The sequence below is a fragment of the Variovorax sp. V15 genome (assembly GCF_041154425.1).
Lineage (GTDB): Bacteria > Pseudomonadota > Gammaproteobacteria > Burkholderiales > Burkholderiaceae_C > Variovorax > Variovorax guangxiensis.
Genome location: NZ_AP028659.1, coordinates 407,689 through 421,048 on the forward strand (window position 1 = coordinate 407,689; position 13,360 = coordinate 421,048).

13 protein-coding genes are annotated in these 13,360 nt (G+C 68.1%); 9 read left to right on the forward strand and 4 right to left on the reverse strand.

The features are described 5' to 3' along the window. Positions 1 to 12: 12 nt before the first annotated feature. A complete protein-coding gene (lysM, locus tag ACAM57_RS01975; protein ID WP_184639759.1) occupies positions 13 to 474 on the reverse strand; it encodes a peptidoglycan-binding protein LysM in 462 nt (153 codons plus the stop codon). A 134-nt stretch (positions 475 to 608) separates the two neighbouring features. On the opposite strand from lysM, the gene ACAM57_RS01980 reads away from it, so the two are divergent. Continuing rightward, positions 609 to 1,397: a type III pantothenate kinase gene (locus ACAM57_RS01980; RefSeq protein ID WP_126025495.1), complete on the forward strand. Its 789-nt coding sequence runs from the start codon at positions 609 to 611 to the stop codon at positions 1,395 to 1,397. Positions 1,398 to 1,413: 16 nt separating this feature from the next. On the opposite strand, the gene ACAM57_RS01985 is transcribed toward ACAM57_RS01980, so the two are convergent. The 3 genes from ACAM57_RS01985 to ACAM57_RS01995 are packed head-to-tail and all read right to left on the reverse strand — an operon-like array spanning position 1,414 to position 4,468. Beyond that, a complete protein-coding gene (locus ACAM57_RS01985; protein WP_369660539.1) occupies positions 1,414 to 2,745 on the reverse strand; it encodes a serine hydrolase domain-containing protein in 1,332 nt (443 codons plus the stop codon). Between the two features lie 23 nt (positions 2,746 to 2,768). Next, positions 2,769 to 3,584 carry a crotonase/enoyl-CoA hydratase family protein gene (locus ACAM57_RS01990; RefSeq protein WP_126025497.1) on the reverse strand — a complete coding sequence of 272 codons (816 nt, stop codon included), beginning with the start codon at positions 3,582 to 3,584 and terminating at the stop codon, positions 2,769 to 2,771. Positions 3,585 to 3,619: 35 nt separating this feature from the next. Then, positions 3,620 to 4,468 (reverse strand): 3-hydroxybutyryl-CoA dehydrogenase, encoded by an 849-nt coding sequence (locus ACAM57_RS01995; protein ID WP_369660540.1) that lies wholly within the window; start codon positions 4,466 to 4,468, stop codon positions 3,620 to 3,622. 176 nt (positions 4,469 to 4,644) lie between these two features. Between ACAM57_RS01995 and purT the strand changes: the two genes are divergently transcribed. The 8 genes from purT (at position 4,645) to ACAM57_RS02035 (ending at position 13,327) form a co-directional block, all read left to right on the forward strand. Beyond that, positions 4,645 to 5,847: a formate-dependent phosphoribosylglycinamide formyltransferase gene (purT, locus tag ACAM57_RS02000; protein ID WP_369660541.1), complete on the forward strand. Its 1,203-nt coding sequence runs from the start codon at positions 4,645 to 4,647 to the stop codon at positions 5,845 to 5,847. 140 nt (positions 5,848 to 5,987) lie between these two features. Then, the gene (locus tag ACAM57_RS02005) at positions 5,988 to 6,929 is read left to right on the forward strand and encodes an alpha/beta hydrolase (protein ID WP_369660542.1); all 942 of its coding nucleotides are present in this window, start codon (positions 5,988 to 5,990) and stop codon (positions 6,927 to 6,929) included. Between the two features lie 121 nt (positions 6,930 to 7,050). Next, on the forward strand, positions 7,051 to 7,896 hold the full coding sequence (locus ACAM57_RS02010; protein ID WP_369660543.1) for a helix-turn-helix domain-containing protein: 846 nt from the start codon (positions 7,051 to 7,053) through the stop codon (positions 7,894 to 7,896). A 19-nt stretch (positions 7,897 to 7,915) separates the two neighbouring features. Then, complete coding sequence (locus ACAM57_RS02015) at positions 7,916 to 8,791, forward strand: branched-chain amino acid ABC transporter permease (protein ID WP_019657793.1); 876 nt, start codon at positions 7,916 to 7,918, stop codon at positions 8,789 to 8,791. Between the two features lie 7 nt (positions 8,792 to 8,798). Next, positions 8,799 to 9,875, forward strand: a complete 1,077-nt coding sequence (locus ACAM57_RS02020; RefSeq protein WP_369660544.1) for a branched-chain amino acid ABC transporter permease — start codon at positions 8,799 to 8,801, stop codon at positions 9,873 to 9,875. Further along, positions 9,872 to 10,693: an ABC transporter ATP-binding protein gene (locus tag ACAM57_RS02025; protein WP_369660545.1), complete on the forward strand. Its 822-nt coding sequence runs from the start codon at positions 9,872 to 9,874 to the stop codon at positions 10,691 to 10,693. Before ACAM57_RS02020 ends, ACAM57_RS02025 begins: the two co-directional genes overlap by 4 nt. Continuing rightward, positions 10,690 to 11,463: an ABC transporter ATP-binding protein gene (locus tag ACAM57_RS02030; protein ID WP_126025503.1), complete on the forward strand. Its 774-nt coding sequence runs from the start codon at positions 10,690 to 10,692 to the stop codon at positions 11,461 to 11,463. Before ACAM57_RS02025 ends, ACAM57_RS02030 begins: the two co-directional genes overlap by 4 nt. Positions 11,464 to 11,467: 4 nt before the next feature. Beyond that, on the forward strand, positions 11,468 to 13,327 hold the full coding sequence (locus ACAM57_RS02035; RefSeq protein ID WP_369660546.1) for a long-chain fatty acid--CoA ligase: 1,860 nt from the start codon (positions 11,468 to 11,470) through the stop codon (positions 13,325 to 13,327). Positions 13,328 to 13,360 lie beyond the last annotated feature (33 nt).

Genomic DNA, 13,360 nt, shown 5'->3' on the forward strand with positions numbered 1-13,360 from the left:
CCCCGGTCTTGCTCAGAGCGCCGGGATGCGCAGCTTCTGCCCAGGATAGATCTTGTCCGGATGTGTCAGCATCGGCTTGTTGGCCTCGAAGATCACGTTGTACTTGTTGGCGTCGCCGTAGTACTTCTTCGAGATGGCCGAGAGCGTGTCGCCGCGCACCACGTCGTGGTACTGGGCGGGCGGCGCGGCGGGGGCGACGAGGTTGTTTTCCACGCTGGTCACGTTCGCCACGTTGCCTGCGGCAAGCGATGCCTTCTCGCTGGCTTCCTGCGAAGGCGCCTGGCCCGCGAGGGTGACCACGCCGGTGCTCGCGGTGTAGGTCACTTCCAGTCCCGTGAGGCCGAGGTTCTGCGTCTCGATGTAGGTCTTGATGGCGGCGGCCGCGGCCTGGTTGGCGTCGGGCGTGGCGGCCTGGGCCGACGAGCCGCCGAACAGCTTCTCACCAGCCTCCTTGATGAAACTGAGCAATCCCATGGTTCTCTCCTTGTGCGGTGGTGGGTGGAACCCGCCAATGTAGAGGCGGAAGCCGGCGCGCCTGCGTAGGCCCACGCCGCGTGTGTCAACGACGTGCCAGCCGGAATAACAACAAAGTCGCAATAATCCCGCGCATGTCATCCCCCTTCCTCGCCATCGACATCGGCAACACCCGCCTCAAGTGGGCGCTCTACGACTCGGCCCGCCCCGGCGCCGCGTTGCAGGCGCAGGGTGCCGAATTCCTCGACCACATCGAACGGCTGGCCGACGGCCCGTGGGCCGACCTGCCTTCGCCCGGCTCCATGCTGGGCTGCGTGGTGGCCGGCGACGCGGTCAGGCGCCGGGCCGAGGAGCAGATCGTCGAGCGCTTCGACTGCACGCCGCGCTGGGTGATGTCGAGCGCGGGCGAGGCCGGCATCGTCAACGGCTACGACCACCCCACGCGCCTGGGCGCCGACCGCTTCGTGGCGATGATCGGCGCGCGCCACCGCATGCTGGCTGCCGCGAAGCCGGGGCAGCCGCCTCGGCCGATGGTGGTGGTGCTGATCGGCACGGCCGTGACGGTCGAGGCCATCGACGCCGACGGCAAGTTCCTCGGTGGCCTGATCCTGCCGGGCCACGGCATCATGCTGCGCGCGCTCGAGTCGGGCACGGCGGGCCTGCACGTGCCCACCGGCGAGGTGCGCGAGTTCCCCACCAACACCAGCGACGCGCTGACCAGCGGCGGCACCTACGCCATCGCGGGCGCGGTGGAGCGCATGGTGCAGCACGTGCGCTCGCACTGCGGCGCCGAGCCGGCCTGCTACATGACCGGCGGCGCGGGCTGGAAGATGGCGCCCGTGATGAACGGGCATTTCGAGCTGGTCGAGAGCCTCATCATGGACGGGCTCCTGGTGATTGCCCGCGAGCGGGCTTCGAACTAGACAGAGGCGAAGAGGCTCAGGGGCGCATCAGCGCCTCGGCCATCGCCTGAAACGCCGGCAGCGTCAGCGGATCGTTCGCGCCGTTGGCCGCCACCGGGTGCGCCGCGTAGCGCACGATCACCATCTCCGCCTTCGGGTCCACGTAGATGCTCTGGCCGTGGATGCCGCGCGCCATGTAGGCGCCGTGCGGGTTGTGCGACACCCACCACATGTCTCGGTACGACCAGCCCTTGAGCAGCGGGTAGCCCGCCTTCACGAACCTGGCCGGGTCGCCGCCGCGCTGGATGTCTTCCACCACCGCCTTCGGAATCGCCTGCTGCCCGTTGGCCGCGCGGCCGCCGTTGCGCATGGTCTCGCCGAAGCGGGCCAGGTCGCGCAGCACGGTGTTGAGGCCGCCGCCGCCCGACTCGGTGCCGATGCGGTCGACCATGAAGTAGGCATCCTGCTCGGCGCCGATGCGGCGCCAGATCTTCTCGCTCAGCAGGTCGGCCAGCGACTGGTTGCTGGCGCGGCGCACGATCCAGGCCAGCACCTCGGCGTTGACCGTCTTGTAGGCGAAGCCGTCACCATGCTCGCCTTCCTTCTTCAGCGTGACGAGAAACTCGTAGAACGACTTCGGGCCCGTGTAGTTCGCGCCCTGCGTGAGCATGCCGCCGGCGCGGGCGTAGTCCCAGATCTCGGCCTTGGGGTCGGCATAGTTCTCGGAGTAGTGCACGCCCACGGTCATGTCCATCACCTGGCGCACGGTGGCGTCGCCGTAGGCGCTGTCCTTGAGTTCGGGGATGTACCTGGTGACGGGCGCGGCCGGGTCCAGCTTGCCCTCGTCCGCGAGGATGGCCGCCAGCGTGCCCACGAAGGACTTGGTGACCGACATCGCGATGTGCGGGCGCTCGGGCGTGAGCGCGCCGAAGTACTTCTCGTAGACCACCTTGCCGCGGTGCATCACCAGGATGCCGTCGGTGTAGGTGCCGGAGATCATCTGGGCGAAGTTCAGCGTCTGCTCGCCGCCCAGGGGCTTGAAGGTGACGGCCTCGATGTCGAAGCGGGCAGGCGCCGAAGGCAGCGGGCTGGCCGCGCCGCTGCCGCGCCATACGTTGGCCGTGGGCACCGTCTCGCGCACGTGCGAGAAGCTCCAGCGCGTGCGCGGAAACACGCCGCCGGCCGGGTTGTCGAAGGTGATGAGCTTGTCTGGCGGGGGCGGGAAGCCCTTCATCCAGCCCATGGCGTCGACCGAGGTGGCGGCAGGGTCTGGCAGCGCGGGAGGCGTGGGCGTCTGTGCGGAAGTGGTGTTCACGGCGAGCAGGGTGAATGCGGCGGCGAGCGCCGTGCGTGCTGGAGAAAGAGGCATGTCGTTGTTCTCGATGAAAGGAGTCAGCGGCCGCTGAAGCGTGCCGGGCGGCGTTCGATGAAGGAGCGCACGCCCTCGGCGGCGTCCTCGCTGTTCGACAGGCGCTTCTGCGTTTCGATGAATTCCGACACGGCGGCCAGCGGCCCCTGCTCCACGGCCTTGATCACGTTCAGCCGCGTGGCCACCACCGCCAGCGGTGCCTGCGCCGCGATGCGCTGCGCGATGGCCAGCGCCGCGTCGAGCTCCTGGCCGGCCGGCACCACCTTCTGCACGAAGTTCAGGCGCAAGGCCTCGGCGCTGTCGAACTCGTCGGCCGTGAGCAGGTGCAGCATCGCGTTGCCCACGCCCGCGCGCTCGGCCATGCGCAGCGTGGCGCCGCCCGTGGCCATGATGCCGCGCTGCACTTCCATCTGAGAGAAGCGGCAGTTGTCGGCCGCCACCACGATGTCGGCGCCTAGCATCAGCTCGATGCCGACCGTGAAGCAGATGCCCTTGACCGCCACCACCATCGGCTTGGTGCGGCGGCGGTAGTCGGGCAGGCCGAAGTCGTGCGGCTCCACCAGCCCGGCGGGAATCGCCTTCTCGCCGCGCTTCATGTACTCGGTGACCGCGGGCAGGTCCAGGCCCGCCGTGAAGTGGTCGCCGAAGGCATGCAGCACGCCCACGCGCAGCTCGGGGTCGTCGTCCAGCCGGGTGTAGGCCTCGGCCAGCTGCCTGAACATCGGCGGCGTCCAGCCGTTGCGCTTGGCCGGGCGGTTGATGCCGATCAGCAGCACGTGGCCGAGCACCTGGGTGTCGATGCAGCCTTCTGCCGGTGGGGTGGTGGGCGTGGCGGTCATGGCGTTCTTGTCTCCTTGTTGTTGTCTTCGCTCGGTCAGTACGTGTACACGCCTCGGCCCGTTTTACGGCCCAGTTGGCCGGCCGCGACCATCTCCTTCAGCAGCGGGCAGGGGCGGTATTTGGAATCGCCGAACTGCTCGAGGTACACCTCCATCACGGCCAGGCACACGTCCAGGCCGATCATGTCGGCCAGGGCCAGCGGGCCGATGGGCTGGTTGCAGCCCAGCTTCATGCCGGCGTCGATGTCTTCCGCCGTGGCGATGCCCTCGGACAGCACGAAGAAGGCCTCGTTGATCATCGGCACCAGGATGCGGTTGACCACGAAGCCCGGGGCGTTCTTCACCGTGATCGGCGACTTGCCCAGGCGCTCGGCCAGCTCCTTCACCGTGTCGTGCGTGGCGTCGCTCGTGAGGTAGCCGCGGATCAGCTCCACCAGCGCCATCATCGGCACCGGGTTGAAGAAGTGCATGCCGATGAAGCGGTCGGCACGGGAGGTGGCAGCGGCCAGCTGCGTGATCGAGATCGACGAGGTGTTGGAGGCGATGATGACTTCGGGCGCGAGCATCTCGTCGACCTGCTTGAGGATCTTGAGCTTGAGCGCGTGGTTCTCGGTGGCGGCCTCGATGACCAGCTGGGCGCTCTTCAGGTCTTCGTAGTTGGTCGAGCCCTTGATGAGCGCCAGCGCGGCGGTCTTCTGCTCGGCGGTGAGCTTTTCCTTCTTGATCAGGCGGTCGAGGCTGCCCGACACCGTGGCCAGGCCCTTGTCGACCGCCGCCTGGGCGATGTCGACCATCACCACCTTCACGCCGGCCACCGCGCAGGCCTGCGCGATGCCGTTGCCCATCGTTCCGGCGCCGATGATGCCTACAGTCTGGATAGCCATGAGAGAACTCCTTGGAGAAAGCAAAAAGAAAAGGGGCGCGCGCGGCGGGCGCCACGGCGAAAGACATCGATTGTGAAGCAGCACCGCGCCCGCGCCGTTCCCGCGTGCGACACCGGCGGCTGCGGGTGGCTTACAGTCCTGCGGTTGCTTTTTCCAGCCTTTTTCGACTCCCGACCATGACCACCCTCGGCACCCCCCTTTCTCCCTCCGCAACCCGCGTGATGCTCCTGGGCTCCGGCGAACTCGGCAAGGAGGTGCTGATCGCCCTGCAGCGCCTCGGCGTCGAGACCATCGCCGTCGACCGCTACGAGAACGCCCCCGGCCAGCAGGTGGCGCACCATGCACGAACCATCACCATGAGCGATCCGGCGCAGCTGAAGGCGCTGATCGAGGCCGAGAAGCCCGCGCTGGTGGTGCCCGAGATCGAGGCCATCGCCACGCCCATGCTGCAGGAGCTCGAAGAAGCCGGCACCGTGCGCGTGATTCCCACGGCCCGTGCCGCCCGCCTGACCATGGACCGCGAGGGCATCCGCCGCCTGGCCGCCGAGACGCTGGGCGTGCCGACCAGCCCCTACAAGTTCTGCGATTCGCTGGCCGAGCTGCAGGCCGCCATCGACGGGGGCATCGGATATCCCTGCATCGTCAAGCCGGTGATGAGCAGCTCCGGCAAGGGCCAGAGCAAGATCGACGGCCCCGCCGACGTGCAGAAGGCCTGGGACTACGCCATGGCCGGAGGGCGGGTCAGTCATGGCCGCGTGATCGTCGAGGGCTTCATCGACTTCGACTACGAGATCACCCTGCTCACCGTGCGTGCCAAGGACGCCACCGGCGGCGTGCAGACGCAGTTCTGCGACCCCATCGGCCACGTGCAGGTCAGCGGCGACTACGTGGAAAGCTGGCAGCCCCACCCCATGGCGCCCGCCGCGCTCGCGAAGGCGCAGCAGATCGCGCAGGCCGTGACGGCCGACCTGGGCGGCCAGGGCCTCTTCGGCGTGGAGCTCTTCGTGAAGGGCGACGAGGTCTGGTTCAGCGAAGTCAGCCCGCGCCCGCACGACACCGGCATGGTCACCATGGCCACCCAGTGGCAGAACGAGTTCGAGCTGCACGCGCGCGCCATCCTCGGCCTGCCGGTGGACACCTCGCTCAAGAGCCCGGGCGCCAGCGCGGTGATCTACGGCGGCGTGGACGCCACCGGCATCGCCTTCGACGGCGTGGCCGATGCACTGCGGGTGCCGGGCAGCGACATCCGCCTGTTCGGCAAGCCCGAGAGCTTCACCAAGCGCCGCATGGGCGTGGCGCTGGTGCATGCGGCCGACACCGACACCGCCCGCAAGCTGGCCAAGGAAGCGGCCTCCCTGGTCAAGCCGCGCAAGGCGTAGCCAGTTTCCGCAAGCCGCGCCGCAAGGGCGCGGGCATGGTGCGGGGGCTGCCGGGCCCAGTCGGGTGCGGGTGCGTGCGGATACCGCGGGCACCCGATGCCTCCCACACTGGACGCTCGCAACGATCCACCGGAGACACCATGCTGCACCCCCAGGCGCGCGCCCTGCTGGACTTCATCGAGGCGCGCGGCATTCCGCCGACGCACACCCTGTCGCCCGCCGATGCGCGGGCCTTCTATCGCGAGCGCCGCACCACCACGCAGCCGCTGCCGCCCGAAGTGGCCGAGGTGCGCGACCTCGCCGCCGGCGGGCCGCACGGCACCATCCCGGTGCGCCTGTACCGGCCGATGGGCTCCGGCGTGGGGCCTTTGCCGGTGCTGGTGTACTACCACGGCGGCGGCTGGGTCATCGGCGACCTCGACACGCACGACGTGCTGTGCCGCCAGCTGGCCAATGGCGCCGGCTGCGCGGTGGTCGCGGTCGACTACCGCATGGGTCCCGAGCACCGCTTTCCCGCCGCCGTCGACGACGTGCTGGCCGCCACCCGCTGGGTGCGCCGCGAGGCCGCCGCGCTGGGGCTCGATGCGAGCCGCCTCGCGGTGGGCGGCGACAGCGCGGGCGGCAATCTCGCGGCGGTGGTGTCGATCGCCGCGCGCGACGCGGGCGACCTGCCCATCGTCTACCAGCTGCTGATCTACCCGGCCACCGACATGCGGCGCGGCCACGCATCGCACCAGAGCAACGGGCAGGGCTACCTGCTCACGGCGGACACCATCCGCTATTTCCACGACCACTACATCACCGACCCGAAGCACGACCTCGACTGGCGCGCCTCGCCGCTGCTGCACCCCGATCTTTCGAGGCTGCCTCCGGCATTGGTGCTCACCGCCGGCTACGACCCGCTGCGCGACGAAGGCGCCGCGTACGCCGAGGCGCTCACGGCCGCGGGCAACAGCGCGGTCTACGTGTGCTTCGAGCGCCAGATCCACGGCTTCGTGCCGATGGGCAAGGTGCTCGATGAGGCCAATGCGGCGGTCGCGCTGTGCGCCGCCGAACTGCGCCGCGCGTTCGCAGCGGCATAGGGAAAGTCCTCGCGCAAATCGGCGCAAACCCATATCGCGCTGGCGGCCCGCGCCGCTACGATCCAGCCAACAAAGGACGCCGCCACGAAGCGGCAGTCCACCGATGCAGGAGACAAGCACCATGCAGCGAACGAGGACGACGCCGCCGCCCGCGCGCGGTGCCGAGAGGCAAGGCCAACGCCTGATGTGGCTCACGCCGCACCGGGTGTTCTACGCCGGCCTGCTCGGTGCCGCTGCCGAGCGCACGATGGGCGGGCACGGCGTGTACGTGTCGCCCGCCGGCGCGCCGCCCACGCGCATCCGCATCGGCGGCGGAGCCTGGATGAGCGGCGAGTTCATCGTGGTGCCGCCGCACGTGCCGCACGAGGTGGAAACCGCGCATCCGCTGATCTTCAATTTGCTGATCGAGTCGGAATCGGTCGACCCCGCGCGCATGCCGGCTTTCCTGCAGCACTGCGGCCCGGTGGAGGCGCCGGCCTTCGTGCAGCGCGTGCGCGATGCCCATGCGAACCTGCTCGCGGCCTCGGCGCGCGGCATGAACTTCGAGGGCTTCGACTTCGACACCATGTTCTTCGGCGAGCCGCTCGCGCAGCGCGCGCTCGACGCGCGCATCCGCAAGGTGGCCGACGCCATCAACGCCGACCCGGCCGCGCCGGCCTCCGCGGAGGAGTGGGCGGCTTCGGTGCACCTGTCGTTCTCGCGTTTCCTGCACCTGTTCAAGCAGGAGACCGGCATGGCCTTCCGCGCCTTCCGGGCCTGGAAGCGCGCGCGCAGCCTGCTGCGCTACGTGCGCCAGAGCAGCACGCTGACCGACATCGCGCTCGACACCGGCTACCCCGACTCCACGCACTTCAGCCATTCGATCCGCCAGGTCTACGGCCTCAAGCCCAGCGACATCGTGGCCGGCTCGCGCCGCCTCGTGCTGCACGACGCGGCCGGCGGCAGCGGCGGCTTCACCCGGCAATGAACGCGGCGGAACAGAGTCCATGCAGATTCTCCAGCTGCTGCTGTCGGGCATTGCGCAAGGCTGCATCTACGGCCTGATCGCGCTGGGCTTCGTGCTCATCTACAAGGCCACCGAGACGGTGAGCTTCGCGCAGGGCGACCTGATGATGCTCGGTGCCTTCGGCGCGTTCGCGGGCATGTCGCTGTTCGGCATGCCGTTCTGGCTCGCGGCCATCCTCGCGGTGGTGGCGATGGCGGCCTTCGGCGTGCTGCTGGAGCTGGTGGTGATACGGCCCATCCTCGGGCAGCCGCAGTTTTCCATCGTGATGCTGACCATCGGCATCGCCTACGTCGCGCGCGGGCTCGTCACCATGGTGCCGGGCATCGGCACCGAGACGCACACGCTGGCCGTGCCCTACAAGGACCAGATCTGGAAGCTGGGCGAGCTGGTGGTGAACCTGGAGCAGTTCGTGATCATCGTGGCCACCGCCATCCTGTGCGGCCTGCTGTTCGCGATGTTCCGCTACAGCAAGCTGGGCATCGCGATGCAGGCCTCGTCGCAGAACCAGCTCGCGGCCTACTACATGGGCATTCCGGTGAAGCGCCTCAACGGGCTGGTGTGGGGGCTCGCGGCGGCGGTGGCGGCCATCGCGGGCATGCTGCTGGCACCCATCACCTTCGTGCACGCGAACATGGGCTTCATCGGGCTGAAGGCCTTTCCGGCGGCGGTGGTGGGGGGCTTCGGCAGCCTGCCGGGCGCGATCGTCGGCGGGCTGGTGATCGGCATCGTCGAGTCGTTCGCCGGGTTCTATCTGCCCGACGGCTTCAAGGACACGGCGCCGTACATCGTGGTGCTGCTGATGTTGATGATCAAGCCGAACGGATTGTTCGGCGAGAAGCTGCGCAAGAAGGTTTGAATCCCATATGCGCTTCATCTTCAAGACCAGCTACGACCAGGACATCCGCCTCGCCCGCCACGGCGGCCATGTGTTCTGGTACGGCCTGCTGGTGGCCTTCCTGCTCGCCGCGCCGTGGATCATCGACGAGTACTGGCTCGCGCAGCTGACCTTCGTGCTGATCTACGGCATCGTCGGCCTCGGGCTGATGCTGCTGGCGGGCTTCACGGGGCAGTTCTCCATCGGGCACGCGGCCTTTCTCGGCGCGGGTGCGTACACGCAGGGCGTGCTGACGAACATCGGCGTTCCGTTTCCGCTGGCACTCGTCGCCGCAGCGGCGCTGTCGGCTGCGGTGGGCGTGGTGGTGGCCTTGCCGGCGCTGCGGGTGAAGGGCATCTACCTGGGCATCGCGACGCTGTCCTTCGGCTTCATTGTCGAGGAGGTGTTCGCGCGCTGGGAGAGCGTGACAGGCGGCAACGCCGGCCTGCATGTGAAGTCGCCGCAGCTCTTCGGCTGGTCGCTGGGCTCGGGCGAGGGCTTCTATTTCCTCTGCCTGGTGGTGGCGGTGCTTGCGACGCTGGGCATCCTCAATCTGCTGCGCTCGCCGACCGGGCGGGCCTTCGTCGCGATCCGCGATTCGGAGATCTCGGCGCAGAGCATGGGCATCCACCTGGCGCGCTACAAGACGATGTCCTTCGCGATCTCGGCCGCGCTCGCGGGGCTGGGCGGCGCGCTCTATGCGCACAAGCTGAGCTTCATCTCGCCGGACCAGTTCAGCATCCTGCAGTCCATCGACCTGCTGCTGATGGTGGTGATCGGCGGACTGGGCTCGGTGCACGGCGCGTTCCTGGGCGCGATCTTCCTGATCGCGATGCCGCAGCTCATTTCCATCGGCAAGGACTGGCTGCCCGAGGCCATCGGCCAGGCGCCGGGCCTGCAGGGGCTGGTGTACGGGCTGGTGCTGATCGCCTTCGTGCTGTTCGAGCCGCTGGGGCTGTACGGCCGCTGGCTGAAGATCCGCACCTGGCTGCAGCTCTTTCCGTTCTACCGCAAGGGCCTGTTCAAGCGGCAGAAGTCGTTTACCAAATCGGACCGGCTGAGATGAGCGGCGGCGACATTCTTCTTTCGGCCAGGGAGCTGAGCGTGCGCTTCGGCGGCGTGCTCGCGGTCAACAAGGTGAGCTTCGACGTGCGCCGCGGCGAGGTGTTCACGCTGATCGGGCCGAACGGCGCGGGCAAGACGACGGTGTTCAACCTCATCAGCCGCATCTACACGCCGACCACCGGCGCGATCGAGTGGCATGGCGAGGCGGGCGGGCCACTCGCGCTGACGCAGCAGGCGCCGCACGCCATCGCGGCGCTGGGCATTGCGCGCACCTTCCAGAACATCGAGCTGTTCGAGCATGCGACGGTGCTGCACAACCTGCTGATCGGTCGGCACACGCACCGGCAGACGGGCTTCTGGAGCGAGGTGTTCTTCACGCCGGCCACGCGGCGCGCGGAGATCGCGGCGCGCGAGAAGGTCGAGCAGGTGATCGACCTGCTGGACCTTCAGCACCATCGCGACTCGATGGTGGCGGGCCTGCCCTACGGCGTGCGCAAGGTGGTGGAACTGGCGCGCGCGCTGTGCACCGAGCCCAAGCTGCTGCTGCTCGACGAGCCTTCCTCCGGCCTCAATGTGGAGGAGACGGCGGACATGGCGTTCTGGATCCAGGACATCCAGCACGAGCTGGGTGTGTCGGTGCTGATGGTCGAGCACGACATGTCGCTCGTATCGAAGGTGTCGGACCGGGTGCTCGCCATGAACCAGGGCGAGGTGCTTGCTACTGGCTCTCCGGGGGAAGTGCAGGCCGATCCTCGTGTTGTCGAGGCCTACCTCGGCACGGTGGACGACGTGAGCAGCCTGAGGAGGGTGGCGGCATGAGCGACATCGTTCTCCAGCTCATGAACGTCGAGAGCGCCTATGGGCCGATCAAGGCCATCAGGGGCGTGAGCCTGAAGGTCCGCAAGGGCGAGATCGTGACGGTGCTCGGCTCGAACGGCGCGGGCAAGACGACCATCCTGAAGACCATCTCGGGAATCATCGACCCGCGCAAGGGCAGCATCGAGTTCCAGGGCGCGGACATCACGGCCAAGGACCCAGCCTACATCGTGCAGCAGGGCCTGAGCCACGTGCCCGAGGGGCGCGAGGTGTTCCCGCTGCTGTCGGTGAAGGACAACCTGCTGATGGGCGCCTACACCCGCAAGGACCGCGATGGCGTGGCGCGCGACATCGAGACGGTCTACGCATACTTCCCGATCCTGCGCGAGCGGGCCGCGCAGGACGCGGGCCTGCTGTCGGGCGGGCAGCAGCAGATGCTGGCGATCTCGCGCGCCATCATGGCCGCGCCGCACCTGATTCTTCTGGACGAACCCAGCCTCGGCCTGAGCCCGAAGCTGACGAAGGAGATCTTCGAGATCGTGGTGCGCATCAACCGCGAGCGCGGCACCACGATCCTGCTGGTGGAGCAGAACGCCAACATGGCGCTCAACGCCGCCGACCACGGCTACGTGCTGGAGAACGGCCGCATCGTGATGGAAGACTCCTGCGAACGCCTGCGAGAGAAGGAGGACATCAAGGAGTTCTACCTCGGCATGAAGGACGACGGCGTGCGCGGCGAGCGGCGCTGGAAAAAGAAGAAGACCTGGAGGTAGCGCCATGCAGCAAGGACTCTGGGACCTGAACACCTTCGCGCCCAAGCTCGACGTGGTCGTGCCCGGCGACACCATCCCCGCGATGTTCTGGAACGCGGTGAAGCAACGCGGCGACAACACCTGGATGCGGCAGAAGAAGCTCGGCATCTGGCGCAGCTGGAGCTGGCACCAGACGGCCGACGCGGTGCGCGAGATCGCGGCGGGGCTGCAGGCCATCGGCTTCGCGCCGGGGGAGTGCGCGTCGATCCTGTCGAACACCGTCATCGAATGGGTGCTCGCCGACCTGGCGGTGCTCAGCTGCGGCGGCGTGTCCAACGGCATCTATCCGACCGATGCGGCCTCGCAGGTTCATTACCTCTGCGAGGACTCGCGCACCACCGTGCTCTTCGTGGAGGACGACGAGCAGCTCGACAAGGTGCTCGAGGTGCGCGCCGGCCTGCCCGGGCTGCGCCGCGTGATCGTTTTCGACATGGAGGGCCTGCGCGAGCTCGACGACGCCGGCGTGATGAGCCTCGACGCGCTGCGTGCCCTCGGCCGCGAGCGCCTGTCGGCCGACCCGCAGGCGGTGGAGCGCACGGTCGCGGCCTGCCGCCCGGAGGACCTGGCCATCCTCGTCTACACCTCGGGCACCACCGGCAAGCCCAAGGGCGCGATGCACAGCCACGCGGGGCTGGTGTACACGGCGCGCGGCTACAACACGCTGGTGGCGCAGGACGACAAGGACGAGCGCATGTGCTTCCTGCCGCTGTGCCACATTGCCGAGCGCATGGGCGGCGAGTATTTCGCGATGTACACCGGCTCGATCCTCAACTTCGTCGAGAACCCGGAGACGGTGCCCGAGAACGTGCGCGAGATCGCGCCCACCGTGTTCACGGCGGTGCCGCGCGTTTGGGAGAAGTTCTATTCGGGCGTGATGATCGCGCTGAAGGAGGCCGGCCCGCTGCAGCAGGCGGCCTACAAGTGGAGCATCGGGGTGGGCGGGGAGATCGCCGATCGCGTGCTGGCCGGCCGGCCCGTGGGGGCAGCGCTGAAGCTCAAGTTCAGGCTGGCGCGCGCGCTCGCGCTGGACAACGCGCGCAAGCTCATCGGCATCCACCGCTCGCGCTTCCTGGTGACGGGCGCTGCGCCCATCTCGCCGGAACTGGTGAAGTGGTACCTGGCGCTGGGCGTGCCGATGCTGGAGGTGTGGGGCATGACGGAGTCGTGCGGCGCATCCACCGCAGTGCCGGCCGCGCGCATCAAGCCGGGCTCGATCGGGCCGGCCACCAGCTACAACGAGGTGCGCGTCGACCCGTCCACCGGCGAGATCCTGGTGCGCGGCCCCAATGTGTTCATGGGCTACCTCAACCTGCCGGAGAAGACGGCCGAGACCATCGACGCCGACGGCTGGCTGCACACGGGCGACGTGGGCGTGATGGACGAGGACGGGTATTTCCGCATCACCGACCGCATGAAAGACATCATCATCACCGCGGGCGGGAAGAACGTGACGCCCAGCGAACTGGAGAACGAACTCAAGTTCAGCCTCTACATCACCGATGCGGTGGTCATCGGCGACAGGAGGCCCTACCTCACGGTGATCGTCATGATCGACCAGGAGAACGTCGAGAAATTCGCGCAGGACAACGACGTGCCGTTCAGCAACTACGAGAGCCTGACGCGCGCCAAGGAAGTGCAGGACCTGATCCAGGGAGAGATCGACCGCGTCAACGCCAAGTTCGCGCGCGTGGAGCAGATCAAGAAATTCTTCCTGCTGGAGACGCAGCTCAGCGCCGAGGACGAGGAGCTGACGCCGACGATGAAGCTCAAGCGCAAGCTGGTGCAAACGAAATACGAGCAGCGCATCGAGGCCATGTACCGCTGACCGGCATTGCAGATCCGTTTTTTTCGTCAACCC

Coding starts and splice junctions, on each gene's coding strand:
- ACAM57_RS02020 (WP_369660544.1), top strand. CDS start 8,799: ATGCGCTTCATCTTCAAGACCAGCTACGACCAGGACATCCGCCTCGCC.
- ACAM57_RS02010 (WP_369660543.1), top strand. CDS start 7,051: ATGCAGCGAACGAGGACGACGCCGCCGCCCGCGCGCGGTGCCGAGAGG.
- purT (WP_369660541.1), top strand. CDS start 4,645: ATGACCACCCTCGGCACCCCCCTTTCTCCCTCCGCAACCCGCGTGATG.
- lysM (WP_184639759.1), bottom strand. CDS start 474: ATGGGATTGCTCAGTTTCATCAAGGAGGCTGGTGAGAAGCTGTTCGGC.
- ACAM57_RS02005 (WP_369660542.1), top strand. CDS start 5,988: ATGCTGCACCCCCAGGCGCGCGCCCTGCTGGACTTCATCGAGGCGCGC.
- ACAM57_RS02030 (WP_126025503.1), top strand. CDS start 10,690: ATGAGCGACATCGTTCTCCAGCTCATGAACGTCGAGAGCGCCTATGGG.
- ACAM57_RS02035 (WP_369660546.1), top strand. CDS start 11,468: ATGCAGCAAGGACTCTGGGACCTGAACACCTTCGCGCCCAAGCTCGAC.
- ACAM57_RS02025 (WP_369660545.1), top strand. CDS start 9,872: ATGAGCGGCGGCGACATTCTTCTTTCGGCCAGGGAGCTGAGCGTGCGC.
- ACAM57_RS02015 (WP_019657793.1), top strand. CDS start 7,916: ATGCAGATTCTCCAGCTGCTGCTGTCGGGCATTGCGCAAGGCTGCATC.
- ACAM57_RS01990 (WP_126025497.1), bottom strand. CDS start 3,584: ATGACCGCCACGCCCACCACCCCACCGGCAGAAGGCTGCATCGACACC.
- ACAM57_RS01985 (WP_369660539.1), bottom strand. CDS start 2,745: ATGCCTCTTTCTCCAGCACGCACGGCGCTCGCCGCCGCATTCACCCTG.
- ACAM57_RS01980 (WP_126025495.1), top strand. CDS start 609: ATGTCATCCCCCTTCCTCGCCATCGACATCGGCAACACCCGCCTCAAG.
- ACAM57_RS01995 (WP_369660540.1), bottom strand. CDS start 4,468: ATGGCTATCCAGACTGTAGGCATCATCGGCGCCGGAACGATGGGCAAC.